At 63.7% G+C, this 25820-nt stretch carries 24 protein-coding genes; 21 read left to right on the forward strand and 3 right to left on the reverse strand.

The features are described 5' to 3' along the window. Positions 1-11: 11 nt before the first annotated feature. The 21 genes from AC0L24_RS00645 (at position 12) to derI (ending at position 22652) form a co-directional block, all read left to right on the forward strand. Positions 12-740: an ABC transporter ATP-binding protein gene (locus AC0L24_RS00645; protein WP_127396229.1), complete on the forward strand. Its 729-nt coding sequence runs from the start codon at positions 12-14 to the stop codon at positions 738-740. Then, entirely contained in the window at positions 737-1465 is a 729-nt protein-coding gene (locus AC0L24_RS00650; RefSeq protein WP_127396228.1) for an ABC transporter ATP-binding protein, read from the forward strand. The genes AC0L24_RS00645 and AC0L24_RS00650 overlap by 4 nt, the downstream gene beginning before the upstream one ends. Further along, positions 1452-2315 carry a branched-chain amino acid ABC transporter permease gene (locus tag AC0L24_RS00655; RefSeq protein ID WP_127811177.1) on the forward strand — a complete coding sequence of 288 codons (864 nt, stop codon included), beginning with the start codon at positions 1452-1454 and terminating at the stop codon, positions 2313-2315. The genes AC0L24_RS00650 and AC0L24_RS00655 overlap by 14 nt, the downstream gene beginning before the upstream one ends. Beyond that, complete coding sequence (locus AC0L24_RS00660; protein WP_127811176.1) at positions 2312-3337, forward strand: branched-chain amino acid ABC transporter permease; 1026 nt, start codon at positions 2312-2314, stop codon at positions 3335-3337. The genes AC0L24_RS00655 and AC0L24_RS00660 overlap by 4 nt, the downstream gene beginning before the upstream one ends. 12 nt (positions 3338-3349) lie before the next feature. Continuing rightward, complete coding sequence (locus tag AC0L24_RS00665) at positions 3350-4366, forward strand: zinc-dependent alcohol dehydrogenase (RefSeq protein WP_127811175.1); 1017 nt, start codon at positions 3350-3352, stop codon at positions 4364-4366. Positions 4367-4393: 27 nt separating this feature from the next. Further along, on the forward strand, positions 4394-5182 hold the full coding sequence (locus AC0L24_RS00670) for an alpha/beta fold hydrolase (protein ID WP_127811174.1): 789 nt from the start codon (positions 4394-4396) through the stop codon (positions 5180-5182). 25 nt (positions 5183-5207) lie between these two features. Further along, a complete protein-coding gene (locus tag AC0L24_RS00675; RefSeq protein ID WP_127382048.1) occupies positions 5208-6428 on the forward strand; it encodes an acyl-CoA dehydrogenase family protein in 1221 nt (406 codons plus the stop codon). Between the two features lie 63 nt (positions 6429-6491). Beyond that, positions 6492-7040, forward strand: a complete 549-nt coding sequence (locus AC0L24_RS00680; protein WP_127811173.1) for a flavin reductase family protein — start codon at positions 6492-6494, stop codon at positions 7038-7040. Positions 7041-7431: 391 nt separating this feature from the next. Beyond that, complete coding sequence (locus AC0L24_RS00685; protein ID WP_127811172.1) at positions 7432-8967, forward strand: FGGY-family carbohydrate kinase; 1536 nt, start codon at positions 7432-7434, stop codon at positions 8965-8967. Then, positions 8964-9740 carry a DeoR/GlpR family DNA-binding transcription regulator gene (locus AC0L24_RS00690; RefSeq protein WP_127269804.1) on the forward strand — a complete coding sequence of 259 codons (777 nt, stop codon included), beginning with the start codon at positions 8964-8966 and terminating at the stop codon, positions 9738-9740. The genes AC0L24_RS00685 and AC0L24_RS00690 overlap by 4 nt, the downstream gene beginning before the upstream one ends. Continuing rightward, positions 9737-11449, forward strand: a complete 1713-nt coding sequence (locus AC0L24_RS00695; RefSeq protein WP_473563319.1) for a glycerol-3-phosphate dehydrogenase/oxidase — start codon at positions 9737-9739, stop codon at positions 11447-11449. The genes AC0L24_RS00690 and AC0L24_RS00695 overlap by 4 nt, the downstream gene beginning before the upstream one ends. A 423-nt stretch (positions 11450-11872) precedes the next feature. Next, the gene (locus AC0L24_RS00700; RefSeq protein WP_127326964.1) at positions 11873-12883 is read left to right on the forward strand and encodes a sugar-binding transcriptional regulator; all 1011 of its coding nucleotides are present in this window, start codon (positions 11873-11875) and stop codon (positions 12881-12883) included. Between the two features lie 33 nt (positions 12884-12916). Next, a complete protein-coding gene (locus AC0L24_RS00705; RefSeq protein ID WP_127269798.1) occupies positions 12917-13573 on the forward strand; it encodes a DUF2291 domain-containing protein in 657 nt (218 codons plus the stop codon). Further along, positions 13570-15111 carry a sugar ABC transporter ATP-binding protein gene (locus tag AC0L24_RS00710; protein ID WP_127811169.1) on the forward strand — a complete coding sequence of 514 codons (1542 nt, stop codon included), beginning with the start codon at positions 13570-13572 and terminating at the stop codon, positions 15109-15111. The genes AC0L24_RS00705 and AC0L24_RS00710 overlap by 4 nt, the downstream gene beginning before the upstream one ends. Before the next feature lie 26 nt (positions 15112-15137). After that, positions 15138-16268 carry an ABC transporter permease gene (locus tag AC0L24_RS00715; protein ID WP_127811168.1) on the forward strand — a complete coding sequence of 377 codons (1131 nt, stop codon included), beginning with the start codon at positions 15138-15140 and terminating at the stop codon, positions 16266-16268. 38 nt (positions 16269-16306) lie between these two features. Continuing rightward, complete coding sequence (locus AC0L24_RS00720) at positions 16307-17248, forward strand: D-ribose ABC transporter substrate-binding protein (protein WP_013533072.1); 942 nt, start codon at positions 16307-16309, stop codon at positions 17246-17248. A 96-nt stretch (positions 17249-17344) separates the two neighbouring features. Continuing rightward, positions 17345-18904 (forward strand): FGGY-family carbohydrate kinase, encoded by a 1560-nt coding sequence (locus AC0L24_RS00725; RefSeq protein ID WP_127811167.1) that lies wholly within the window; start codon positions 17345-17347, stop codon positions 18902-18904. Then, positions 18901-20418, forward strand: a complete 1518-nt coding sequence (locus tag AC0L24_RS00730) for a glycerol-3-phosphate dehydrogenase (RefSeq protein ID WP_127811166.1) — start codon at positions 18901-18903, stop codon at positions 20416-20418. The genes AC0L24_RS00725 and AC0L24_RS00730 overlap by 4 nt, the downstream gene beginning before the upstream one ends. Next, positions 20418-21356 carry a sugar phosphate isomerase/epimerase family protein gene (locus AC0L24_RS00735; RefSeq protein ID WP_127811165.1) on the forward strand — a complete coding sequence of 313 codons (939 nt, stop codon included), beginning with the start codon at positions 20418-20420 and terminating at the stop codon, positions 21354-21356. The genes AC0L24_RS00730 and AC0L24_RS00735 overlap by 1 nt, the downstream gene beginning before the upstream one ends. A gap of 57 nt (positions 21357-21413) precedes the next feature. After that, positions 21414-22181 carry a triose-phosphate isomerase gene (locus AC0L24_RS00740; RefSeq protein ID WP_127811164.1) on the forward strand — a complete coding sequence of 256 codons (768 nt, stop codon included), beginning with the start codon at positions 21414-21416 and terminating at the stop codon, positions 22179-22181. Positions 22182-22214: 33 nt separating this feature from the next. Continuing rightward, complete coding sequence (gene derI / locus AC0L24_RS00745; RefSeq protein WP_013533067.1) at positions 22215-22652, forward strand: D-erythrulose-4-phosphate isomerase; 438 nt, start codon at positions 22215-22217, stop codon at positions 22650-22652. A 25-nt stretch (positions 22653-22677) separates the two neighbouring features. Here derI and dhaL read toward each other — a convergent pair whose 3' ends face one another. The 3 genes from dhaL to AC0L24_RS00760 all read right to left on the reverse strand — a co-directional run bounded on the left by dhaL (position 22678) and on the right by AC0L24_RS00760 (position 25819). Beyond that, entirely contained in the window at positions 22678-23319 is a 642-nt protein-coding gene (dhaL, locus tag AC0L24_RS00750) for a dihydroxyacetone kinase subunit DhaL (protein ID WP_127811163.1), read from the reverse strand. 27 nt (positions 23320-23346) lie between these two features. Then, positions 23347-24354 carry a dihydroxyacetone kinase subunit DhaK gene (locus tag AC0L24_RS00755; RefSeq protein WP_127395895.1) on the reverse strand — a complete coding sequence of 336 codons (1008 nt, stop codon included), beginning with the start codon at positions 24352-24354 and terminating at the stop codon, positions 23347-23349. A gap of 130 nt (positions 24355-24484) precedes the next feature. After that, positions 24485-25819, reverse strand: coding sequence for a four-carbon acid sugar kinase family protein (locus AC0L24_RS00760; RefSeq protein ID WP_473563320.1), 1335 nt, complete (start codon positions 25817-25819; stop codon positions 24485-24487). Position 25820 lies beyond the last annotated feature (1 nt).

Genomic DNA, 25820 nt, shown 5'->3' on the forward strand with positions numbered 1-25820 from the left:
CGGGCAGAGTTATGGGTAGGGAAATCCTGCTGAAAGCGCACGGCGTGTCGAAGTCCTTCGGCGCTGTCCGCGTCCTGCATGAGGTGAGCTTCGACGTGCATCGGGGCGAGGTGCTGGGCATCCTCGGCCCGAATGGGGCGGGCAAAACGACGCTGTTCAACATGATCAGCGGCGATTTGAAGACGTCCGGCGGCGAGATCCAGCTCGGCGACACCGCGCTTCGCGGCGAGCCGCCCTTCCGGCGCTGCCAGATGGGGATCGGGCGGACCTATCAGATCCCGCGTCCCTATTCCGGCATGACCACCTTCGAAAACCTGCTGGTCGCCGCCGCTTTCGGCGGCGGCCGATCCGAGAAGCAGAGCTATGCTTTCTGCGCCCAGGTCCTGCGCGATTGCGAGCTCTCCGACAAGGCCAATGTCTCGGCCGGCGCGCTCACTCTGCTCGATCGCAAGCGGCTGGAGCTGGCGCGCGCGCTGGCGTCGGATCCGAAGCTGCTGCTGTTGGACGAGATCGCGGGTGGGCTGACCGACGATGAATCGAAGGCGCTGGTGGCGCTGGTGCGCCGCATACGCGACCGCGGCATCACCATTGTGTGGATCGAGCATGTGTTGCACGCGCTCTTGGCGGTGGCCGACCGGCTGTTGGTGCTGAACTTCGGCGAGAAGATCGCCGAAGGCGTGCCCGCCGAAGTGATTGCGCTGCCCGAGGTCCAGCGCGTCTACATGGGGATCGAGGGATGACGCCCGTTCTTTCCACCCACGGGCTGTTGGCCCGCTATGGCGATTTCCAGGCGCTCTACGGCGTCGACATAGAGCTGCACCAGGGTGAGGCCGTGGCCTTGATCGGCGCCAATGGGGCCGGAAAATCCACGCTCCTGCGTTCGATCATGGGCCTGCTCCCGGTCGGGCGCGAGATGGTGCTGCTGCACGGCGAGGCTGTTGGCGGCACCGCCACCGACCGCATGGTGCAGAAGGGCGTCGCCATTGTGCCGGAGGGCCGCCGGCTCTTCACCGGCATGTCGGTCGAGGACAATCTGCGCGTCGCCATCGACCAGGCTGCGCGCATGGGCGCCAAGGGCGGATGGACGCTGCCGCGTCTGCATCAGCTGTTCCCGATCCTCAAGGAGAAGGCTCGCACGCAGGTGCAAAGCCTCTCGGGCGGGCAGCAGCAGATGGTGGCGATCGGCCGCGCGCTGCTCTGCCAGCCGCGCGTGCTGCTCTGCGACGAGATCAGCCTTGGTCTTGCGCCGAAGGTGATCCGCGAGATCTATGCCGCCTTGCCCGAAATCCGCGCCACCGGAACGGCGATGATCGTGGTCGAGCAGGATGTCGGCCTCGCTCGAACCGCTACGGACCGCCTCTACTGCATGCTGGAGGGGCGCGTGACCCTGACCGGCAGGTCCGCCGAAATCACGCGCGAGCAGATCGGCAAAGCCTATTTTGGAGCGGGCCATGGAGTGGTTTGACGCCTTGGTGCAGGGGGTCCTGCTGGGCGGCATGTATGCCCAGTATGCGCTCGGCATGGCGCTGATGTTCGGCGTCATGCGGATCGTCAACATCAGCCATGGCGATCTGGTGATCCTTTTGTCGCTGATAGGCATTTCGATAGCCACGGCCTGGGGTCTGGGACCGCTGCCTGTGCTGATCTTACTGGTGCCGCTCGCGGTGCTGATGGGCTGGGTGCTGCAGAAGGCCGTGCTGAACCGCGTGGTGGGCAGCGATCCGCTGCCCTCGCTGATCGCCACCTTCGGACTGTCGATCGCGCTGCAGAACCTGATGCTGCAGATATGGTCCGCGAACAGCCGATCGTTGCCCGGCCATGGAATAGAGAGTCAATCCATCGAGATCGGCGGTATCTATGTCGGCCTCCTGCCGCTGATCGTGCTGGCCGTCGCCACGGGGTTGACAGGAGGCCTCGACCTGACTCTGAAGCGCACGCGCTTCGGCCGGGCGCTCCGCGCCGCGTCGGCCGATGTCGAGGCAGCGGCGATGACCGGCATCAATCCGCGCGCCGTCTATGCGATGGCGACAGCGGCAGCGGTCGGCATCCTCGGCTTTGCAGCCGTCTTCCAGGCGTTGCGGTCGACCGTCGCGCCGGCCGACGGACCTGCCCAGCTGATCTACGCCTTCGAAGCGGTGATCATCGGCGGCATGGGGACGGTATGGGGCGCCTTCGCCGGCTCGATGGTGCTCGGCATCTCGCAGGCCATCGGCTTCCGCATGGATCCGGGCTTCGGCGTGCTCGCCGGACATATCGTCTTCCTGATCGTGCTGGCGACCCGCCCGCAGGGCTTGTTCGGAAAGGCATTGTCATGAGTGCGATCCCCTATGTGGCAACCGAGGTGCCTCAGGTCCTGGTCCAACGCCAGACCCGGTCCGGTCGCATCGCGATGACGCTGGCTGTGCTGGCGCTGATCGGTGTCGCCGCCATGCCATGGTGGGCCACGACCGGCACGATCCGGTCGATTCTGGTGCTGTGCTGCTACATCGCCGTCGCTCAGCTGTGGAACCTGCTCGCCGGCTATGCCGGCCTCGTCTCGGTGGGTCAGCATGCCTTCATGGGAGCGGCCGGCTATGCGCTCTTCGTGTTGGCCCAGACTTACGGCATCAATCCGTTTGTGGCGGTCTTCCTTTCGCTGCTGGTGCCGGCCGCGCTGGCCGTGCCGATCTACCTGCTGCTGCATCGCCTGGATGGCCCCTATTTTTCGATCGGCACATGGGTGGTGGCCGAGGTCTTCCGGCTGACCGCCTCGAACCTGCCGCTCGTCAATTCCGGCGCGGGCATGTCGCTTCGCGTGATGAAGGACTATTCGGCCTTCGAGCGGAATGTCGCCATGTCGCTGCTCTGCGCGGGGATGCTGCTCGTCACGCTGGGCGGCAGCTATTGGCTGCTTCGCTCGCGCTTCGGCCTTGCGCTGATCGCCATGCGCGACAATCCGGTCGCGGCCGCGAGCCAGGGCGTGAATGTCGTCAAGCTGCGCTTCCTGATCTACGTCGCGTCGGCGGTCGGCTGCGGTCTTGCCGGGGCGATCTATTTCATGGCGCAGCTCCGCATCACCCCGGGATCGGCCTTTGATCCGATGTGGGCGAACGTCGCGATCTTCATCGTCATGGTCGGCGGAATCGGCTCCATCGAGGGCGTTCTGATCGGATCCCTGATTTTCTTCATCGCGGACCGCTGGTTCGGCGAATACGGCGCGACTTATTTCGTTGTCCTCGGCCTGATGACGCTTCTGGTCGCGCTCTACGCCCGGACGGGCATCTGGGGCCTGATCTCGAAACGGTGGGATGCACCATGGTTCCCGATCCGACGCAAGCTCGTCGACCCGAACCGCTGACGAGGAGGATTCATGAAAGCCGCCATCTTCGATAGGGTCGGCGTCCCGCTGCGGATCGGCACGGTGCCGGACCCGACGCCGGCACCGGGCGAGGTCGTCTTGCGTGTCGCCGCCTGCGGCATCTGCGGCAGCGATCTGCATATCACCGAGGACCCCGTGCCTTTCGGCATCGAGGCAGGCTTCGTGCTCGGCCATGAATTCTCTGGGGACATCGTCGCGGTCGGATCGGAGGCAACAGGCCTTCGGATCGGTGACCGTGTCGCCGTCGCGCCTATGCGCGGTTGCGGACACTGCGAAGCCTGCGAGCGCGGCGATCCGGCGCGCTGTCGCGAGATGGAGCTGATCGGCGGCGGCTATGCGCAATACGCGACCGTGGCCGCACGCCAGTGTCATATCCTGCCCGGCGATGTGGCGCTCGAGGATGGTGCGTTGGCCGAGCCACTGTCGGTCGCTCTGCATTGCATCGTCCGCTCGGGCATGAAGCCGGGGGATCGGGTCGCCATCCTGGGCGCTGGGCCGATCGGACTGCTCGTCGCCTTCTGGGCGCGGCGGATGGGGGCGTCGCGTGTCGTGGTGGCCGACATCCACGGCCATCAGCGCGAGCGTGCGCTTGCTCTCGGCGCGACCGGCTTCGCGCTTTCGGGCGAAAAGCTGAGCGAGAACCTCGCCGATCTCTGTGGCGGAGCGCCAGACATTGTCTTCGAATGCGTCGGCAAGCGCGGCCTCATCGGCGCGGCGGTCGAAGCGGTGCGGCTGCAGGGCACGGTGGTTGGCGTCGGCTTGTGTATCGGCGGCGACGAATGGGATCCGTTCATTGCGCTGACCAAGGAAGTGAACCTGCTGTTCTCGGTCTTCTTCCATCAGCGCAACGAATTCGGCGTCGCCCTCGATGCGCTGCGCGGCGGACCTTTCGCACCCCAAGCTCTGGTCACCGACCGGATCGATCTCTCGCCAGTTCCGCAGATATTCGAGAGCCTTCGCCGCCGCACCACGCAATGCAAAGTGCTGATTCAGCCGGACCTTGTTTGAGGCCGCACCTGTTTGAGGAGAGTGAAAATGGCCGTTCAATTCGAAACGCTCGAATACGATATCGGCGGCACGGAAACGGTGGTGAAGGCCATCGGTAGAGGCAAGCCCGTGCTGTTCCTGCACGGCGCCTCGACGCTTGAAGGCTTCGGCTTCGCGGAGGGCCTCGCCGACCGCTTCCGCGTGCTCTGCCCGAGCCATCCGGGCTTCGGCTTTTCTGGCCCGGCGCCGCATGTCGCTGCGATGTCCGACCTGGTTCTGCACTACCTGAACCTGCTCGATGTTCTGAACCTGCCGGAGAAGCCTCATCTCATCGGCTTTTCCATGGGCGGCTGGATGGCGACCGAGCTCGCCGGCCTTGCGCGCGAGCGTTTCGACAGGGTGGTGCTGATCGCTCCCGCCGGGCTCAACGACCCCGCGCATCCGGCCACCGATCTGGGCGCGGTCGCGCCGCAGGAGCTGCCGGCCTATCTGGCGCATGACGTCTCGGTGGCGCTGCGCTATTTCCCGGACGGCTCAGACCCCGCCTTTGCCGAGGCCTTCGGCGCCGACCGCGTCCGCGAAGGCGACACGCTCGGCCGGCTGCTGGCGCCGTTCGGCATGGGCCATCCCAACCTGCGGCGCTTTCTGGCGCGTATCGCCAATCCGACGCTGGTCGTCTGGGGCACCAGGGACCGTCTGCTGCCGGCTGGCCAGGCGCCGCTCTTCGTCGAAGCCCTGCCCGACGCACGCCTGATCCTGGTCGAGGATGCCGGCCATTTCGTCATGCAGGAGAAACCCGAAACACTCAGGAAGATCGGCGATTTCCTCGCCGGCTGACCGCATTGAAAAGGAGGAGAAGACAATGAACAAACCCATCAAGCACGGCTCGTGGGGGACGACCACCGACTATCGCGACTTGCTCAGCAAGATCACGGAGATCGGGCCGGCCCTGGAAGCCAACACCACCGCCGATGAGGAGAATGGCGAACTGACTGCGGCCACGTTCGAGCTGCTGAAGCCGCTGCGCATGTCGCATATCTTCGCCGCGGAGAGCCTCGGCGGTGCGCAGCTGCGACCCACCCAGGGTCTCGAACTGCTGGCGGCGATCACCTGGCACTCTGGGGCGGCTGGTTGGGTTTCCATGGTGCATTGCTGCATCGGTGCGATGTCGGCAGCCTTTCTGCCGGACAGCGCGGTCGAGCGGTTGTTCGCGCCGGGCACCGAAAACCGGTTCTCGGGGCAGGGCGCGCCGCTCGGTATGCTGAAGAAAGTCGATGGCGGCTACCGGCTGAATGGCAAGTGGAGCTATGGCAGCGGCTTCAGCCACGCCACCTACAGCCACAGTGCCGCCTTCGTCGACGACGGCACCGGCAAGCCCGCCAAGGACGAGAAGGGCAACTTGATCATCATGTGCGCCCATGCCCCGATCTCTCAGCACAAGCAGCTCGGCAATTGGGACGTTCTGGGCCTCGGTGGTACCGGCAGCATCGACTATGCGGCCGAGGACGTCTTCATCGCCGACGATCTCGTTTTCCCGATCCTGACCGCACCGCCGCTGCGTCAGAAGGAGTTCTTCAGTCTCGGTGTCGTCGGCCTCGCCGCAATCGGGCATACCGGTTGGGCTCTCGGCACTGGGCGGCGGATGCTGGACGAGATCGCCAAGTTCGCCCGCAGCAAATCGGGTCGCGCCGGCCTGATCGGCGAGAGCGAGAAGTTCTGGCACGACTATGGCCGCGCCGAAGCCCGCTATCGCGCTGCCCGCGCCTTCGTCTTCGAAGTCTGGCGCGACATTGAGGCGACGGTCGAGGCCGGCAACAGCGTATCGACGCGACAGATCAGCCTTGTCCATCTGGCCAAATCCGAGATTCACGAGGTTGGCGTGGATATCTGCAATTTCGCCTACCGCGCCGGCGGCGGCGCGTCGCTGCGCGCCGGCGTGATCCAGCGCACCTTCCGCGAGATGATGGTGGCGGCCAACCATTTCACGATCGCGCCGTCGATCGTCACCTCGGCCGGTCGCGACATCGGCGGCCTGTGGAGCGATCGCACCTGGCAGTTCTACGACCTGATCGAGAAGAAGTAGTCCGCAAGGGCCGTCCGGCAGACGCCGTCCGGCCCTTATTCACGCTGCAGAAGAGAGACGTCGATGAGCTTCCCGCATCCGATGACCAACGCCTTCCGCGAAGCCTTTCGCCACCATCCGGCCGGTGTTGCCGTGATCACGGCCGATCCCGGCGGCAGGCCGGTGGCGATGACCGTATCCTCGCTGATCTCGGTAAGTGCCGCGCCGCCGGTCGTCGCCTTCTCGCTCTCGATGAAATCGACTTCGTCCGAGCCTTTGCTGCGGGCCGAGACCATGGTGATCCACCTGCTGCGCTTCACTGATATCGACCTGGCGCAGCTCTGCGCGTCGAGCGGCGCGGAACGCTTCCCTCCGGGAGGCGCCTGGGCGCGGCTGCCCACCGGCGAACCGCGCTATACCGGCGTTTCGACCTGGTTCCGCGCCCGTCGGCTCGGCGTCCTGCCGATCGAGGGCGCGACACTGGTCGCGGCCGAACTCCTTGACGGCGAGGTACAGCCGGACGAGGTCCCCCCGGAGGCGCATTCGCTTGTTTATCTCGACCGTCGCTGGCATCGCCTGCACAAGGAACTGGACGGGGTGGCTGAGCTTCTTGAGTCGTCGCGTTTTCTTTGAACGGCGCCGAAGCGGCGCGGGTTATCAGGTCGTTGCGCAGGAACTCGCAAAGCCAGTCGAAGCGCGTTCGGCGTCAATCGTACCGTGCTCTCTGGCTCCCAGCGCGGGGTTGAAGCCTATCCGGCCAGTTGGGCACTAGCCGGAACTTCGTCCGCATCGGATGCGGTACGAGGGGATGGCAATTTTCGTCGCAGATGACGTCAGACATATCCGCAAAATATCTCACGTATTGACGTTAACTTAACATGCTACTATGGTCTTTTTACCGCGTCGGATGCGTCGCTTTTGTATCACCGTTGCTCGTTGATTGTCGTCATGCCTGTCATCCCTATCCCAACCTGCAGGTTTGCCTTGCAGCGCCCTTCACCAGTTGCTGAAAGCGGCGGCGCCCATGCCCAGTCTGCTCGGAATCGATAACGGTCTCACGGTCACCAAGGCGGTGATCTTCGATGCCGATGGCACGCAGTTGTCGGTGGCGCGTCGGCGGGTTCCACAATCGATACCCCATCCGCATTGGGTGGAGCGCGACATGGCCGGCCTCTGGCAAGCGACCGGCGATGCAATCAAGGAGGCGATTGCCCTTTGTGGCCGCCCGGCGGACGACATCAGGGCGGTGGCGGCGACCGCGCATGGCGACGGCCTCTATTTGCTCGACAAGGATCGTCGGCCGCTAGGGCCTGGAATCCTGTCGCTCGACAGCCGCGCTGGCAAGATTGTCGAGCGATGGTCGGCGGACCGGGTCTTCGAAGATGCGCTAGGTCGAACAGGCCAGGCGCCGCACGTTTCGGCTCCGTCGGCGCTGCTGGCCTGGATCAGGAAGAACCAACCCGACCGCTATGGCCGCATCGGGCATATACTGGCCTGCAAGGACTGGCTGCGCTTTTGCCTGACCGGCACGATCGGCACCGACCGTACCGAGGCCAGCACCTCATTCACGGATTTCCGCACGCAGGATTACGCGCTGGAAGCGATGCGCATCTTCGAACTGGACGATCTTTTCGACGCGCTGCCGCCGATGGCGCATTCGGCCGAGATCGCCGGCCACGTTACCGCCGAGGCCGCCGACATGACCGGCCTTGCCAAGGGGACACCGGTGGCGAGCGGCCTGCATGACGTAACTGCCTCCGCACTTGGCATGGGCGGCCATGAGGAGGGTGTGCTTGCCATTGTCGCCGGGACCTATTCCATCAACGAAGTGGTCTCTTCGCAACCGCGCGTCGACCCGCGTTGGCTCTGTCGCAACGCCATCGACGCCGGCCGCTGGAACAACATGGCGATCTCGCCGGCCTCGACCGCGAACTACGATTGGTTTCTCGACACGTTCTGCCGCTCGGAACAGGAGAGGGCATCGGTCGGTGGTGGCTCGATCCACGAGGTTTTGGCGGCAGAGATCGACGAGGCGCTTAAAAAGCGGTCGACCATCCTGTTTCATCCTTATCTGTTCGGCTCCCCCTTTGGCGATGTCGCCAGCGGCAGCTTTGTCGGCCTTCATGGCTGGCACAATCGCGGCGATATGCTCAAGGCGGTTCTGGAGGGCATTGCTTTCAATCATCGTACCCATGTCGAAGCCTTGCGCGACGGCTTTGCCATCAGCGAAATCCGCCTGACGGGCGGCGGCTCGCGCAATCCGGCCTTCGTCCAGATGTTTGCCGATGTGCTGAACGCCCCGGTCACCGTCACCTCGACCGACGAGGCTGCGGCGTTTGGCGCTGCGCTTTGCGCTGGTGCGGCGGTTGGCATCTTCGCGACGCCGCAAGAAGGCGCCCGGCAGGTCGGCATGACGGCGCGCCAATACGAGCCAGTGCTGGCCTCGAGTGCTGTGTTCAACGAGCGCTTTTCCCTCTATGGCCGCATAGCCGGTGCGCTCGTGCCGCATTGGCCCGACATCGAGAAGCTGGCGCGGCCAGACACCGAGGGGACCGCATGATCAAGGCCGACGAACGACGCGAAGAGATCGCCGACTATGTGATCAAGCTCGGCCAGGTACGCATCGACGATCTGGTCGAGCATTTCGGCGTGTCGCGCATGACCATCCACCGGCACATCGACCGGCTGGCGCAGCAGGGCGTGTTGCGCAAGCTGCATGGTGCGGTCACGGTTCAGCCTTCCGGTCTCTACGAAAGCGCCTTCCGCTACCGGGTGACGGTCAACCGGGCCGAAAAGGATGCGCTGGCGCGGACAGCACTCGATTATATCGAAGCTGGCCAGGTGGTGATGCTGGACGATTCGTCAACGGCAAATGCGGTCGCTACGCTCCTGCTCGACGTCAAGCCGCTGACCGTCATCACCAACTCAGTGGCGACGGCTGCACTGCTGACCCATGTCGACGAACTCGACTTCATCTGTCTCGGCGGCCAGTACCACAACACCTACAACGCCTATATCGGCATCGTCTGCGAGAACGCGGTGGCACAGCTTCGCGCCAATGTGCTGATCTGTTCGGCTTCGGCCATCACCGGAACCACCGCCTTCATCCAGGATCCCAATGTCGTGCGGGTCAAGCAGGCGATGATGGCCGCATCGGTCAAGCGTATCCTTCTGATCGACCATGCCAAGTTCGACAGGATCGCGCTGCATGTCTTCGATGATCTGACCAGCTTCGATGTCGTGCTGGCGACCGAAGGCCTGGGCGATGCGCGGGCGCAAGCCCTCGAACGGGCCGGCGTGAAGCTGCGCATCGTCAAGACGAAAGCGCCATGAGCTCGAGCGAAGCAATACGTACGGAAAATCCAGCCGGGCGTCTGGCCGCCATGGCCGGAGCCGGGGAGGTCGACGTCGTCATTCTTGGCGCCGGCATCAACGGGGCAGGGCTGTTTCGCGATCTGTGCGCGCAAGGCGTCAGCTGCCTGATCGTCGACAAGGCGGATTTCGGCTCCGGCACCAGTGCTGCGCCGTCACGGCTCATTCATGGTGGCTTGAAATATCTCGAAACCGGCGAGTTCGGGCTGGTGGCGCAGTCGACGCTCGAACGCAATCTGCTTTTGAAAAACGCGCCGCACTATGTCAGCCCGCTGCCGACCGTCATCCCGATCTTTTCCTGGAGCAAAGGCATGCTGGCGGCGCTGCGGACGCTGTTCGGCTCGACCAGCGCGCCGCGCAGCCGTGGCGCCGTCCTGATCAAGATCGGCCTGATGATCTATGATTTCTATGGCTCGCGAAATCAGGTCATGCCGCGTCACCGCATGGTCGGGCGGCGCCAAGCGCTCAGTGAGATGCCGGCGCTCAACCCTTCGATCGTCGCCACCGGCACCTACTACGACGCCAAGATAAGCCATCCCGAAAGGCTGGTGCTCGAACTGATCCTCGATGGGCTGCAGGCAAACGCGGCCTCCGCCAGCGCGAACTACACGGCGCTGGCGAAGTCTGTCGATGGCGTGCTGACCTTCCAGCCGGAAAACGGCGCGGCCTTTTCGGTGCGGCCGAAGCTGGTGGTCAATGCCGCCGGTCCATGGATCGACGATGTCAACGATTCGCTAGGCGCGCCGTCGAAGATGATCGGCGGCACCAAGGGCTCGCACATCCTGTTGAAGCACGACGAGCTGGTCAAAAGCCTGGCCGGACGCATGCTGTATTTCGAAGCCGATGACGGCCGCATCTGCCTTGTCTACGACTATCTCGGCCTGGCGCTGGTCGGCTCCACCGACATCAAGGCCGACAACCCCGACGCGGTGCGCTGCGAACCTGACGAAGTCGAGTACCTGCTCGACAGCGTACGGACGCTGCTGCCGGGGATGGCGTTCGAGCGCGACCAGATCGTCTATGCCTATAGCGGCATCCGGCCGCTGCCGGCCTCGGATGCATCGGTGCCCGGCTTGATCAGCCGTGACCACTCGGCGCCCGTCGCCGAGCCGGATCGGAACAGACCTTTCGCAGTCATCTCGCTGATCGGCGGCAAGTGGACGACCTTTCGCGGCTTCGCCGAGGAAGTCGCCGACACCGTGCTCGGCCGCCTGCAGCGCAGCCGCAAGGTGACGACGCAGACCATGCCGATCGGCGGCGGCAGGGATTTCCCGGCTGATGCTGCAGCGCGAGCAAGTTGGCTGGCTCTGGCTCACTCGGAGACGGGCGCTGGAGAACGGCGTCTCGAGGCGCTGCTGTCGCGATATGGCACCAGAGCCACGCAGATCGCCACACATGAGCCGGATGATGAGGGCCGACTGCCGGATTCAGAAAGCTACAGCCGATCGGAAATTGACTACATCGTCCGCACCGAGTTCGTCGAACATCTGGCCGATATCGTCATGCGCCGCAGCACCCTGGCGATATCAGGGTCACTGACGGGCCGGGATCTGCAGGAGATTGCGACGATTGCCGGACGGGCGCTGGGCTGGAGCGCCGGGCGCCTCGCAGAGGAAGTCGAGGCCGCCGCCCTGGAACTCGAGGACCGGAACCTGATGCGGCTGGGCTGATCATTCCGTCGCCGATGCTCTTTCCCAAGGCAATCCGGTCGGTTTGCCTAAGGATGCGTCGCATCCCCAATCGCTCAACTCACAGGTGGATTGGGATTTTGCCGATGTCAGATATTATTATGGAGAAACAGCTAGTTAGAAAAAAATTAGATAGCCGATGGCTGTCCAATTCTACTGGCTCAGGCACGAAATAACACAGATTGACGTTAAATTAACATAGCCGTATGATCGAGTAACATGCTCACCTCCTAATAGGTCGATGTTGCCCGCCGAAATGCCGGCAGACCGGCGTTTCGGGAAGGGCGAGACCTGTGAATTCCCCATATGTGCATGCGCCAAATCCGGCGAGGGATTGACAGCGATGCAGGGATGTGAAAATTTTTGCACACAAAGATAATAATATCATCTCAGGGAGGAGATGTCTTGAAATCCGGCGGAGCCACTAACCGCGATCATGAGTCCAGCCTCGCCACCCGCGCGGCCTGGCTTCACTATGCCGGGGGTCTGACGCAGGCCCAGGTGGCCAAGCGGCTCGGCCTGACCAGCCTCAAGGCGCATCGGCTCATCACCCGGGCCACCCAGGATGGCCTTGTCAGGGTGATCATCGACGGCGATGTCGGCGAATGCATCGACCTCGAGCAGCAGCTGATCAATGCTTACGGGCTCGATTACTGCGAGGTCGTTCCCGATCTCGATCAGGACGAGCTGCCGCTGAAGGCGCTTGGCATCGCCGGCGCTCAGTTTCTGAAGCGGGAGATCGATCGCGGCGAGGACATGCTGATCGGCGTCGGCCATGGCCGTACCCTTGCCGCAAGCGTCGAGTATCTGACGCGCACCGCCGCTGCCCATATCCGTTTCGTCTCGCTGCTTGGCGGCGTGACGCGCAAATTCGCGGCCAACCCGCACGATGTCATGCATCGGCTGGCCGAGCGGACCGGCGCGCAGGCTTATGTGATGCCGGTGCCTTTCGTCGCCAACACCGCCGAGGACCGTGAAGTGCTGCTTGGTCAGCGCGGCATTAGCGATGTCTTCGACCTCGCAAGCCGGTCCGACCTGATGTTCGTCGGCATAGGGACCGCCGAGCGGGAAGCTTCGTTGGTCGCTACCGGCATGATCGAACATTCCGAAATCGATGAGGTGAAACGCGATGGCGGCGTCGGCGAGCTGCTCGCCCACTTCTTCGACGACAAGGGGCGCCCGGTGGAAACGGCGCTGTCGGACAGAATTCTCGCGCTTCCGCGGGACCAGTTGAAGGGCCGCCGGATCGTCGCCGTCGCCGGCGGCAAGATCAAAGTGCGTGCCATCAAAGCGGTGCTCGAAAGCCGCTATCTGAGTGGCCTGATCACCGACGAGTCCACCGCTCGTGCCCTTGTCGAACAGAACAAACCCAATGGCGCGAAGCGCCATGTGAACGGAGGATCGTCAAATGCGTGACAAGCGCGGATCAGCCTTGCTGGCGGTTGCGTCATGAGCGCGAAAGCCGCCACCGCATCGACCAGGCCGGCTTCGCCCGCCCTGCGTCGGGCACTTGCCGGCGCCGCGGTTGTCGTCCTGCTCGGCGCCATGGCGCTCGACACCAAGGTGGTCAGGATCGGCTCTGCCGGCGATGTCCGCAGCGCCGTGTTTTCCGCCGCTGACTACGGCAAGTCGGAGTTTCCCAAGGTGCAGGCCGATGTCGAGGCACGTGCCGCCGACGCGGTGACGGTGGCTGCTGCTATCGCCAAGGACAGGGCGACGGCGGAAAAGGAATATGGAGTGCCGGCGGGCGTCGGACCGGTCATCTCGGTCAAGTTCACCGGTGTCGTCGGCGAAGGAAAATCCGGCATCTACAAGGTCGCCGTCGAAGGCGTGCCGGACACGCTGATGATCCGGGTGCAAACGGGACCGGCGATCAACGGCACCGAGCTTCGCGACGCCACCGGCAAGATCACATTCGGCCAGTTCACCAACCAGATCGAATACCAGGACGCCGGTTCGGCGCTGAACAACGAGATGAAGAAGGAAGTCCTGGCCAAGGTCGACACCAGCACCTTGACCGGCAAGACCGTATCGGTGGTCGGCGCATTCAAGCTGGTCAACCCGAAGAGCTGGCTGGTCACTCCGGTGAGGCTGGAGGTCAAATGAGCGCGGCTGCAGGCACCGGACCCGCGACCGGCGACGCCGTGCTTTCGGCGCGCAACATCGTCATGTCGTATGGCGGCGTTCATGCGCTCAAGGGCGTCAATTTCGACATCCATCGCGGCAAGGTCACGACGCTGTTCGGCGAGAACGGCGCCGGCAAGTCGACGCTGATGAAGATCCTGTCCGGCGTCGTCACGCCGACATCCGGCGACATCGTGCTCGACGGCAATCTCGTCAGCTTTTCCTCATCCTCGGACGCGCGCGATCGCGGCATCTCGATCATCCACCAGGAACTCAGCCTGGCGCCGAACCTCAGCGTTCGCGACAACATCTTCATGGGCCGCGAACTGCGCACCAGAACCGGCCTCGACTTCGCCGAAGAATCGCGCCAGGCGCGCGCGCTGATGGCCGATCTCGAAGAGGACATCGACCCGATGACTCTCGTCGAGGATCTGCGCCTGGGTCAACAGCAGATCGTCGAGATCGCGCGGGCGCTGTCGGTCGATTCACGCATCCTCATCATGGACGAGCCGACCTCCGCGCTCAGTGCAACCGAGGTCGAGGTGCTGTTCAAGGTGATCCGCGATCTGACCAGCCGCGGCGTCTCCATCGTCTACATTTCACATCACCTCGAAGAGGCGCTGCAGATCACCGACTACGCCGTTGTCCTGCGCGACGGCGCCATAACGGCGACGGCCGAGGCCAGGGACATCGACCTCGAGTGGATCGTGCGCAACATGGTCGGCGAGAATTTCGATCTCGGCTCGCCGCCGACCGGTCATGCGTTCGGCGAGGTCGCCCTTTCGATCGAGGACGTCAGCGTCGTTGACACTTCGGGCTCGGGCTATTCCGTCGTCGATCACCTGTCGCTGGACGTCAGGGCCGGCGAGATCGTCTGCATCTATGGGCTAATGGGCGCCGGGCGCACGGAATTGCTGGAGGCCGTCGCCGGACGAGTGCCGATGGCGGGCGGTCGCGCGCTTCTGGAAGGCGAGGACGTCTCGGGGTTGAGCATTGCCCAGCGCATCTCCAGAGGGCTTGTGCTGGTCCCCGAGGACCGCCAGCGCGACGGGCTGGTGCAAACGATGACCGTCGGCCGCAATCTCTCGCTTGCCAGCATCGAGGCGTTCGCCAAGGGGCTGTTTCTGTCCCGTTCCAGGGAGCGAGAGCTGGTCGAAGACTCGATCCGCAAGGTGACTGTCAAGACCGCAGGTGGCAACGCCATGATCGGATCGCTGTCGGGTGGCAATCAGCAGAAGGTCGTCATCGGCAAGATGCTGACGACCAACCCCAAGGTCATCCTCCTCGACGAGCCGAGCCGCGGCATCGATGTTGGCGCCAAGGCCGAGGTCTTCCGCTTGTTGAGCGAACGCGCCGCTCAAGGGCTTGCGGTAATCTTCTCGACCTCTGAGGTCAACGAATGCCTCAGCATTGCCCACCGCATCGTCGTCATGCGGCGTGGCAGGATTTCAGCTGAATTCGGCGCCAACGCCACCAAAGAGCAGATCATGGCCGCCTCCGGCGAAGCCGTGGTCGCCTGATCACCAGAATTTCGGAGCCCAGACCCATGACCGACGTCAGCCAGGCCAGAAAACAGTCCAGTCCAAGCGCGAGCGAAGGCTTCGATCTCGCCAAGTTGCTGCTCGAGGGCCGTGCCTTCTTTGCCCTGATCGTCATCATCGTCGTCTTCTCGATCCTGTCGCCCTACTACCTCTCGGTGGCGAACTTCCTGACCATGGCTTCGCATGTCGCCATCTTCGGAATCCTCGCGATCGGCATGCTGCTCGTCATCCTCAATGGCGGCATCGATCTGTCGGTGGGGTCGACGCTAGGCTTGGCCGGCGTCGTTGCCGGATTCCTGATGCAAGGGGTGACGCTGACCTGGCTGGGCGTCGTTCTCTATCCGCCGGTCTGGGTGGTCGCGGTGCTGGCCTGCATGCTGGGCGCGGTCGTCGGGCTGATCAACGGCGTGCTCATTGCGCGCTTCAAGGTTCCGGCGTTCGTCGCCACGCTCGGCGTCATGTACATGGCACGCGGCCTGGCGCTGCTGATGACCAGCGGCCTGACCTATAACAATCTCGGCGGCAAGCCGGAGCTCGGAAACACCGGCTTCGATGCGCTTGGCTTCAACCGTCTGTTCGGCGTGCCGACGGGCGTCGTGGTTCTCGCGATTATCGCGCTCATCGGCAGCATCGTCCTGAACCGCACCGCTTTCGGGCGCTGGCTCTACGCCTCGGGCGGCAATGAACGCGCGGCCGAACTCTCCGGCGTTCCGGTCAAGACGGTCCAGATTTCCGTCTATGTGCTGTCGGGCATCTGTGCCGCCATCGCGGGCCTGATCCTGTCCTCGCAGTTGACGTCGGCTGGACCGACCGCCGGCACCACCTACGAACTGACGGCCATCGCGGCCGTCGTCATCGGCGGCGCGGCACTGACCGGCGGCCGCGGCAACATCCGCGGAACCCTGCTCGGGGCCTTCGTCATCGGCTTCCTGTCCGACGGTCTGGTGATCATCGGCATCTCATCCTACTGGCAGACAGTGTTCACGGGCGCGGTCATCGTGCTCGCCGTGCTCCTCAATGCCGTTCAGTATCGCCGCCGCAGCAAGCTCCCAAGCGCGACAGGTGGCCACCCGACTTCTCAGAAACGGGGGAAGGCCGAACCGGCCAATCCTGCCCAAGGGAAGACTGCCAGGTGAACTGGCAGCAACACCGCGTAATCATTGGAGGAATGTACATGAAAACCATGCTGAAAAGTCTGCTCGCCGCCGCGATGGTCGTCGGATTCACGGCCGCCGCGTCAGCCGCGGGCCTGATCTCGATCATCGTCAACGATCCGGCCAACCCCTACTGGCTGACCGAGGGCAACGTCGCCAAGGCCGAGGCCGAGAAGCTTGGCTACACGGCCAATGTCGGCGCCCACAAGGGCGATACCAATACCGAAAGCAATTTGATCGACACCGCCATCACCAACAAGTCGGTGGCGATCATCCTCGATCCGGCCAACGCTGACGGCTCTGTCGGTGCGGTGAAGAAGGCGATTGCAGCCAACATCCCGGTGTTCCTCGTCAATGCCGAGATCAATCAGGAAGGCCTCGCCAAGGGTCAGCTCGTTTCCAACAACGCGCAAGGTGCTGCTCTCGGTGCCCAGCAGTGGGTGCAGGCCGTCGGCGAAAAGGGCAAATATGTCGAACTGCTCGGCGCTCCGTCGGACAACAACGCCGCCACGCGCTCGAACGGGTACGCGACTGTGCTGAGCCAGTACCCGGATCTCGAAAAGGCTGCTTCGCAGGTCGCCAACTGGGATCGTACCCAGGGCCACGACAAGATGCAGAGCATGCTGCAGGCCAATCCCGACATCATCGCCGTGATCAGCGGCAATGATGAGATGGCGCTTGGCGCGGTTGCGGCGCTGAAGGAAGCCGGCAAGCTCGCTGGCATCAAGGTCGGCGGCTTCGACGGCTCCCCGGATGCGGTTGCGGCGATCAAGTCCGGCGAACTGCAGTACACCGTGCTTCAGCCGGTCGCCATCTTCTCGGCCAAGGCCGTGCAGCAGGCGGACTCGTTCATCAAGACCGGAGCCACCGGCGCGGCGACCGAGAAGCAGCTGTTCGATTGCCTTCTCATCACCAAGGACAATGTCGATAAGTACACCGCTCCCTTCGTCCTGTCGGAATGAAACCTGCACAGGGGGTGTCCTTGCGGACACTCCCTGCCTCTTCTACGAAATGACTACCCTCGTGAACTGCCTTCGCAACCAACCGGAATTTGCGGCATGAAAGACCTGCTGATCGGCATCGACGCGGGAACGTCGGTGATCAAATCGATCGCTTTCGACCTGTCCGGGCAGCAGCTCGCCATGACGTCGGTGCCCAACAGCTTCGTCACGCTGGAAGGCGGCGGCGCCGAGCAGGACCTCGACCAGACCTGGCGCGACATGGCGCGGACCGTTCGCGATCTCGCGGCCAAGGTTCCCGACCTCGCGCAACGAACCGCAGCGGTTGCTATCACCGGGCAGGGCGACGGAACCTGGCTGATCGATGGCGAGGGCTTGCCTGTCTCGCGCGCCTGGCTGTGGCTCGATGCCCGCGCCGGACATTTGGTGGACGAGATGCGCGCCGATCCCCGGGATCGCAGGCGGTTCGAGCTGACCGGCACGGGCCTGAATTCCTGCCAGCAAGGCGCCCAGCTTGCCTTCATGAAAAAAAACCATTCCGACATGCTGGAGCGGGCGGCGACCGCACTGCATTGCAAGGATTGGCTCTACTTCAAAATGACGGGCGAACGCGCCACGGATCCCTCCGAGGGAACCTTCACCTTCGGCGATTTTCGGTCGCGCACCTATTCCGACGAAGCCCTCGACATCCTGGATCTGACGACGCATCGCCGCCTGTTGCCTTCCATGCTCGAAGGCACCGCCGACCATCATCCGTTGTCGCGATCGGCGGCGGCAGAGACTGGCCTGCTCGAAGGCACCCCGGTGGTGCTGGGTTACGTCGATATGGTCATGACGGCGCTCGGAGCCGGCCTCTATGATCCGTCGGGCAATGTCGGCTGCACGGTCATCGGCTCGACCGGCATACACACGCGCTTCGCCGCCACGCCCGACGATGTCGTGCTGAACGACGATGGCTCCGGCTACACGATTGCCATGCCTATTCCGGGTGCCTTTGCACAATTGCAATCCAACATGGCGGCGACGCTCAACATAGACTGGCTGCTTGGCCTTGCGCGCGACGTGCTCGCCACGGCTGGCGGCAAGTCTTCTCATGACGAGTTGCTGAAGGCCCTCGACGCTTGGGTGGAAGCATCGGAGCCTGGTTCGCTGATCTACCAGCCCTACATATCGCTGGCCGGTGAAAGAGGACCGTTCGTCGATCCTGACGCACGCGCTGGCTTCATCGGCCTTTCGGTCAAGCACGGCTTTGGCGATCTGGCACGCGGCGTCCTCGAGGGACTGGCCTTCGCCGCACGCGATTGCTACCAGGCGATGGGCGCCGTGCCGGGCGAAATCCGCCTGTCGGGCGGCGCCGCGCGCAGCCCGTCCCTACGCCGCATCATCGCAGCGGCGACAAGGGCACAGGTGCGCACCAGCAGTCGCCAGGAAGCCGGCGCGGCAGGCGCCGCGATGATGGCCGCGGTCGGCCTCGGCGTCTATGGCTCGATGGAAGACTGCGCCGCCGAATGGGTGACGCCGCTTCTCGGCGACTGCGATGCCTATGACGAGGCGCTTTCGCAAACCTACGATGCCCTCTTCCCTTCCTTCGTTGCAGCGCGTCAGGCGCTTCGGCCGGTGTGGAAGGGCATGGCGCACCGCACAGGAGCAGGATCTTGAGCAATACAACAGATGTCGTCGATCTTTTCGTGATCGGCGGCGGCGTCAATGGAGCCGGCATAGCGCGTGATGCGGCAGGTCGCGGGCTGTCCGTCATCCTGTGCGAAAAGGACGATCTCGCGCAAGGCACGAGCTCGCGCTCCGGCAAGCTGGTGCATGGCGGCCTGCGCTACCTCGAATATTATGAATTCCGGCTGGTTCGCGAAGCGCTGATCGAACGCGAGGTGCTGCTTGAGGCGGCGCCGCACATCATCTGGCCGATGCGCTTCGTTCTTCCGCACAGCCCGCAAGACAGGCCGGCATGGCTGGTCCGGCTCGGGCTGTTTCTCTACGACCACCTTGGCGGCCGTAAACGCCTGCCGGGGACAAGAACGCTGAACCTCAAGACTGCGCCGGAAGGCGCGCCAATCAAGGACGAGTTCAAGCGCGGTTTCGAATATTCCGACTGCTGGGTCGACGATGCGCGCCTGGTGCTGCTCAACGCCCTGGATGCCAGGCAGCGCGGTGCCAGAGTGCTTACGCGCACCGCCTGTGTCGCGGCCCGCCGCGAAAACGGACTGTGGTCGATCGACATGCAGGATGGTCGCACGGGTGCGGTGACGAAGGTCCGGGCGCGGGCGCTGGTCAACGCGGCAGGTCCCTGGGTCAACGACATTGTCAGCCGCGTCGCCGGGCAGAATTCAACGCGCAATGTTCGGCTCGTTAAAGGCAGCCATATCGTCGTGCCCAAATTCTGGGAGGGGCGGCAAGCCTATCTCATTCAGAACAACGACAAGCGGGTGATCTTCGTCAATCCGTATGAGAACGATCTGGCGCTGATTGGCACCACCGACATTCCCTACGAAGGCAGGCCCGAGGAAGTGGTCGCCGAGGCCAGCGAAGTCGACTATCTGATCAAGGTGGTCAATCGCTATTTCAAGCGGCAACTGACGCCACAGGACGTGGTCTACAGTTTCTCGGGCGTGCGTCCGCTCTATGACGACAATGCCGACAATCCAAGCGCGGTGACGCGCGACTATATTTTCGAACTCGACGCCTCCAATGGCAACGCACCGCTGCTTTCGGTGTTCGGCGGCAAGATCACCACCTTCCGCAAGCTGTCCGAACATGCGCTGGAAAAGATCCAGCCGTTCTTTCCGACGATGAAGAAAGCCTGGACGGCCAAATTTCCCTTGCCGGGGGGCGACCTGCCCAATGCGGACTTCGAGCAATTCCTGAGCGATCTGCATTCCGAGTTATCGTGGCTCAGCCCGTCGCTGGTGAAGCACTACGCTCGAAGCTACGGCACCCGCGCCCGGCAATTGCTCGCCGGCGCGCAAAGCGAGGCTGATCTCGGCCGACGCTTCGGTCCCGATTTATATGAACGGGAGGCAAAGTTCCTGGTCGAGACCGAATGGGCCGGCACATCAGCCGATATCCTGGAACGCCGCACCAAACATGGCCTGCATCTCAATGCGGCCGAGCGGAAAGGATTCGAAGACTGGTTCGATAACATCATGGCGGCGGCAGACTGATGGCCTTCACGCTTTCCCTCAACACCAATCCGCTGGTCAATCGTTTCGCCGATCCAGACGATCTGATCGACGCGATCGCCTATGGCATCGGCATCCGCGACGTGCAGCTGACGCATGAATTCGTCAATCCGGGCTGGCCGGCGGCGACGATTGCCAAATTCCTGCGCCTGTTCAACAGCGCACTTTCGCGGACCGGCGTGCGGATCACCTCCGGCATGACGGGGCCTTATGGCCGGCTCAACCATTTCGGCCACCCGGATGCGGATGTGCGGCGCTATTATGTCGACTGGTTCAAGACCTTCGCCGACATTTCCGCCGATCTCGGCGCGTCCGGCATGGGCACGCAGTTCGCCATCTTCACCCACAAGGACTTTGACGATCCGCAACGGCGGGCAGCACTTCTCGATATCGCGCTCGAATGCTGGCGCGAGGTGGCCGAACACGCCAGGGCGGCGGGTCTGACATACCTGTTCTGGGAGCCGATGTCGGTCGGCCGCGAGTTCGGCCACACGATCGAAAGCTGCGCCACGCTGCAAGGCGCCATCGATGCGGCGAAGCTGCCCATACCGATGAAGATGATGGTGGATATCGACCATGGCGACGTGACCTCGGCCGATCCTGCCGATACCGATCCCTATGCTTGGGCGAAAGCGTTTCCATTGCAATCGCCGATCATCCACATCAAGCAGTCTTCCATGAACAAGGGCGGGCACTGGCCGTTCACGGCCGCCTACAACAAGGACGGCCGCATAGTGCCGCAGAAGTTGCTGGACGCGGTTCGGCAGGGCGGTGGAACCGACAATGAAATTTGCCTTGAACTTTCCTTCAGGGAGAGGGAACCAGTCGACCATCAGGTTATCGAGATGATCCGCGAGTCGGTGGATTTCTGGGCGCCTTACGTCGACAGTGGCCGCGACAGCCTCAAGCCTCGGACTTGAGCGAATACGTCGCCCGAAAGCCGGCTTCGGCCGCAAAAGTATCGAAGGAGAAGAAGAATGGCCCCATATTGGGTCGGCACGAGCTGGAAGATGAACAAGACGCTGTCGGAGGCGTTGCAGTTCGCCGATGCGCTGGCGGCCTTTGTGCCCGATTTCGATCCGGCAATACAGCCTTTCGTCATTCCGCCGTTCACCGCAGCGCGCCAGGTCAAGGCGGCGCTGGCCGACACCCGCGTCAAAGTTGGGGCCCAGAACATGCATTGGGCCGACGCGGGCGCCTGGACGGGAGAGATTTCGCCGGTGATGTTGAAAGACTGCGGGCTGGATGTGATCGAACTCGGCCATAGCGAGCGCCGCGAGCATTTCGGCGAGACGGATGCGACTGTGGGACTGAAAACGGCGGCCGCAGTCAGGCACGGTTTCGTGCCGCTGATCTGCGTCGGCGAGACGCTGGCTGAGCGTGAATCAGGCCGCGCCGAGGCGGTGCTGACGGCACAGGTTCTCGGCGCGCTGCAAGAGCTGAGCGGCTATCAACTGAAGGCGGAAATCCTCTTTGCCTACGAGCCCGTCTGGGCAATCGGCGAGAAGGGCATTCCCGCAAGCGCCGACTATGCCGACAAACAGCAACAGCTGATCAAGAAGGTTGCCGCCGACCGGCTGCCGATTGCTCCACCTGTGCTTTATGGTGGCAGCGTCAATCCAGGCAACGCGGCCGAACTCATCGGCCAGCCGCATATCGATGGCCTGTTCATCGGCCGCTCGGCGTGGCAAGCGGAAGGCTATATCGACATTCTGAAAAAGGCGTCGGCCGCCATCGCGCGCTGACTGCCAAAAGACCTAGCAAAGGAGTTCATCATCATGAAGATCGCACTCGGAGCCGACAGTGCCGGAAAGCCGCTGCTCGACGTCATCGCCAAGCATCTCGCCACCAAACCCGAACTGCAGGTCGTCGACCTCAGCCAGGCCGGATTCTACGCCGACATCGCCGCCTCGGTAGGCCACGAAATCCTGGACGGCAATTACGACCGGGCCATCCTGTTTTGCGGCACCGGCATCGGCGTCAGCATCTCAGCCAACAAGGTGCCGGGCATTCGCGCCGCATTGACCCACGACACCTATTCCGCTGAGCGCGCCGCCAAGTCCAACAACGCCCAGATCATCACCATGGGCGCCCGCGTCATCGGCCCCGAACTGGCGAAATCGATCGCCGACGCATGGTTGGCCTCGGAGTTCGATCCGAATGGCCCCTCCGCCACAAACGTGCAGGCCATCGACAAGCTCGACGCCAAGCGCTGAAAGACGCGGGAAACCCGTTACTGAGTTAACTGGTCAAGGCGACCCGCATCGCCTCGATCACGGTTACGGCGGAGGCGGCGCCCGGGTCCATGTGGCCAAGCGAGCGTTCGCCGAGACGCGATGCCCGGCCTTTCGTGGCGACCATCGACTTAGTAGCCTCCGCGCCTGCGTTTGCCGCTTGTGCAGCAGCTTCGAGACTGCCCGCCAGATCCTTGCCGGAGGTCAGCGCTTCGCCCGCTGCCTGCGCAGCCGGCGCCCATGCATCGATCATCGTCTTTTCGCCAGGCTCGGCCTTGCCGCGATCCTGAATGCCCTTGGCCATAGCCTGGAACAGGGCGACCACGTCCGAATCGTCGAGCGTCGTCTTGCCCTTGACGGCTGCCGCGCCCCGCATGAACGCGGTCGCATAGAGCGGCCCGGAGGAGGCGCCGACGGCATTCAGGAACGATTTGGCAGCGGTGTTCAGCAAGGTGGTCGGGTCGGTTGCCTCTGCATCCAGTGCGGCGACGGCATCGCGTGCAGCGGAAAATCCAAGCTCCATCGCGATGCCGTGGTCGGCGTCGCCGATAACCCCGTCAAGCGCGCACAGTCGGTCCAGGTCGGCAGACATGGCGGTTGCGATCGCCGCGAACATCGCGACAAGGTGGGCGGTGTCGATTGTCGTCATGTCTTAGTCCTTGCCACAGAAGTGGGTTTAGCCGGCGCGAAACATGGCGCAGTCGCAGGGGTGGTCCAGCATCGTCTGCAACTCGCCGTCCAGCCGATGCAGAGTGATCGAGGCCCCTGCCATTTCGAGCGAGGTGCAGTAATTGCCGACCCAGCTTGCGTGTATGGACACACCGATCTCGTCGAGCCTCTGCTTCACGCGCCGGTTCATGATGTAGAGTTCCATCAGCGGCGTTGAGCCCAGCGAATTGACGAGCACCGCGACCTTGTCGCCGCGCGTAGGCGCCATCTCGTCGAGGATCCTGTCCAGCATCTCGTCGGTGATCTCGTCGGCTGTTTTCAACTTTTCGCGCGCGATGCCCGGCTCGCCATGGATGCCCATGCCGATCTCCATCTCGTCCGGCCCGATCTCGAAATTCGGCCGGCGGGTCTGCGGCAGCGAACAGGGCGACAGCGCCACGCCCATGGTGAAGGTGTGGTCGTTGGCCTTGCCGGCGATGCGCTCGCATTCGTCGAAGGACAGCATCCGGTCGCAGGCGGCACCGGCCGCCTTGAAGATGAAGAAATTGCCGGCGACGCCGCGCCTCTTGTGCCGCTGGTCGCGCGGTGCCGAGGCGACGTCGTCGGTGCTCAGCACCGTGCGCACCTCGATGTCGTCCATGGCGGCCATCTCGGCCGCCATGTCGAAATTCATCACGTCGCCGGCATAGTTGCCGTACATGAACAGCACGCCGGCGCCGCCGCTGACTGCCTTTGCGCATTCGAGGATCGGGTCCGGCGGTGGCGAGGCGAAGACATTGCCGATGGCCGCCGCATCGGCCAATCCCTTGCCGACGAAGCCAAGAAAGCTCGGCTCGTGGCCCGAGCCGCCGCCAATGACGAGGCCCACCTTGCCCTGGCGCGGTCCGTCGCAGGCGATGATGGAGCGAGGACTGCCGTCCACGCTTTTGAGATGGCGGGGATGCGCTGCCAGGATGCCTTCCAGCATCTCGTCGACGGCGCGGTTGCCGGCATTGATGATCTTCTTGGTCTGCACCCGGCATCCTCCCGATTTCGGCATTTTCGCAGATAATACCGGGTGTTACCGGGATTTCCACCCGGCAAGGAGCATTTCGTGCGCAGAGGTGTTCCCGCAGGCTATCACCTGGACGTAGGCGTTAGTTGTTTCAACCGCCGAGGCCGTCGCGGATGGCTGAGAAATAGCGATCAGTTCCGACCTGGCCGCCCTTGAGCGCGACCTCCAGTCCGTCGATCGCCTTGACGCGCGCGTGAGCAACGCAGAGCGGCGAGCCCGGCGAAGCGGGCAGCGGCATGCGGATTGTCAGGGCATCGACACCCATTTCGCCGAGTGCATGGCTCGACGTGTCGCCGCCGGCAATGACCACGCGCCGCAGGCTCTGTTCGATCGTCAGGCCGCGAAGGATTTCTCCGAGTCCGCGGCCAAGCCTGTGGCGGGCGCCTTCCTGCCGGTCGATTTCGGCGCCCCTGTCGGCATCGGGGCCAAGCGCGGTGTAGAGGATGACGCTGCGCCCGGCTTGCAGACTGGCACGGCCGCTTGCCGTTGCGCGCGCGATCGCCTGCTGCGAAGCCTCCGAAACCAGTTCGACTGGATCGACCTCGATGCCGTCGAAACCGTCGGTCAGGGCATGCTGGATCTGCCGTTCGGTGGTCGGCGAGCAACTTCCCGACACGACGGCTATCCGCTCGGCTGCGCCCGGTGGCGTGAAGCCATGTCCGGCGCTGACGATGCCATTCGACGCCCATTCGGCCAGCAACGCATACTCGACTCCGGATGAGCCGACGACAAAGGAACCGCCTGGCTTGCGAACGCGCCAGATCTCCTTGCCGGCCAGAGCCTGCGTTTCCAGATTGTCGACATCGACAAGCACGATGGGGGTGCCGTTTCCGGTCAGCCGATCGAACGCCACCGACCGCGACGCGGACTGCAGCGTCGCAAGGTCGACCAGCCCCGAGCTCAGGGCTGTCTGCCGCGACAGATGGATCAGCAGATCGGACTCATCCATCGGCGTCGTCGGGTGGCGGCTCATCACAGGGTGACGATCGATGCGGAAATATTGGTCGCGATAGGCGGCGAACAGGTGGCCGAAGGCGGTGTAGCGCTTGAGCTGCGGCGCGCCGACCAGCAGTGGCACGCTATCCTGCGCGAACACCGAGCGACCGATCTCGATGGCTCGGCCGATGCTGCCGATCGTCGGGCTGGAATCGAATGTCGAGCAGACCTTGTAGTGGCAAATCGCGGCGTTGAGCGTCTTCAACCAGGCGAAGGCATCGCGCAGATGCGTGTCCATCCACTGCGGCGCCTCGCTGCGGCTGGTGCCGGCCAGACCGATCGCCCGGCACTGGCCAAACCGGGACAGCAGGGCCGGGTCCGGCTGGCGCATGAACAGCACGGTCGGCACGCCACCGAGCTCAAGCGCCTCCATGACGTCGGTCGAGCCGGTCAGGTCGTCGCCATAATAGCTGAGAAGCAGGTCCTGCATG

It is taken from the genome of Mesorhizobium sp. WSM4809, assembly GCF_055811655.1.

Excerpts from the sequence above, each read along its gene's own strand:
- AC0L24_RS00645 (WP_127396229.1), top strand. The coding sequence starts at position 12 with ATGGGTAGGGAAATCCTGCTGAAAGCGCACGGCGTGTCGAAGTCCTTC.
- AC0L24_RS00650 (WP_127396228.1), top strand. The coding sequence starts at position 737 with ATGACGCCCGTTCTTTCCACCCACGGGCTGTTGGCCCGCTATGGCGAT.
- AC0L24_RS00655 (WP_127811177.1), top strand. The coding sequence starts at position 1,452 with ATGGAGTGGTTTGACGCCTTGGTGCAGGGGGTCCTGCTGGGCGGCATG.
- AC0L24_RS00660 (WP_127811176.1), top strand. The coding sequence starts at position 2,312 with ATGAGTGCGATCCCCTATGTGGCAACCGAGGTGCCTCAGGTCCTGGTC.
- AC0L24_RS00665 (WP_127811175.1), top strand. The coding sequence starts at position 3,350 with ATGAAAGCCGCCATCTTCGATAGGGTCGGCGTCCCGCTGCGGATCGGC.
- AC0L24_RS00670 (WP_127811174.1), top strand. The coding sequence starts at position 4,394 with ATGGCCGTTCAATTCGAAACGCTCGAATACGATATCGGCGGCACGGAA.
- AC0L24_RS00675 (WP_127382048.1), top strand. The coding sequence starts at position 5,208 with ATGAACAAACCCATCAAGCACGGCTCGTGGGGGACGACCACCGACTAT.
- AC0L24_RS00680 (WP_127811173.1), top strand. The coding sequence starts at position 6,492 with ATGAGCTTCCCGCATCCGATGACCAACGCCTTCCGCGAAGCCTTTCGC.
- AC0L24_RS00685 (WP_127811172.1), top strand. The coding sequence starts at position 7,432 with ATGCCCAGTCTGCTCGGAATCGATAACGGTCTCACGGTCACCAAGGCG.
- AC0L24_RS00690 (WP_127269804.1), top strand. The coding sequence starts at position 8,964 with ATGATCAAGGCCGACGAACGACGCGAAGAGATCGCCGACTATGTGATC.
- AC0L24_RS00695 (WP_473563319.1), top strand. The coding sequence starts at position 9,737 with ATGAGCTCGAGCGAAGCAATACGTACGGAAAATCCAGCCGGGCGTCTG.
- AC0L24_RS00705 (WP_127269798.1), top strand. The coding sequence starts at position 12,917 with ATGAGCGCGAAAGCCGCCACCGCATCGACCAGGCCGGCTTCGCCCGCC.
- AC0L24_RS00710 (WP_127811169.1), top strand. The coding sequence starts at position 13,570 with ATGAGCGCGGCTGCAGGCACCGGACCCGCGACCGGCGACGCCGTGCTT.
- AC0L24_RS00715 (WP_127811168.1), top strand. The coding sequence starts at position 15,138 with ATGACCGACGTCAGCCAGGCCAGAAAACAGTCCAGTCCAAGCGCGAGC.
- AC0L24_RS00720 (WP_013533072.1), top strand. The coding sequence starts at position 16,307 with ATGAAAACCATGCTGAAAAGTCTGCTCGCCGCCGCGATGGTCGTCGGA.
- AC0L24_RS00725 (WP_127811167.1), top strand. The coding sequence starts at position 17,345 with ATGAAAGACCTGCTGATCGGCATCGACGCGGGAACGTCGGTGATCAAA.
- AC0L24_RS00735 (WP_127811165.1), top strand. The coding sequence starts at position 20,418 with ATGGCCTTCACGCTTTCCCTCAACACCAATCCGCTGGTCAATCGTTTC.
- AC0L24_RS00740 (WP_127811164.1), top strand. The coding sequence starts at position 21,414 with ATGGCCCCATATTGGGTCGGCACGAGCTGGAAGATGAACAAGACGCTG.
- derI (WP_013533067.1), top strand. The coding sequence starts at position 22,215 with ATGAAGATCGCACTCGGAGCCGACAGTGCCGGAAAGCCGCTGCTCGAC.
- dhaL (WP_127811163.1), bottom strand. The coding sequence starts at position 23,319 with ATGACGACAATCGACACCGCCCACCTTGTCGCGATGTTCGCGGCGATC.
- AC0L24_RS00760 (WP_473563320.1), bottom strand. The coding sequence starts at position 25,819 with ATGCAGGACCTGCTTCTCAGCTATTATGGCGACGACCTGACCGGCTCG.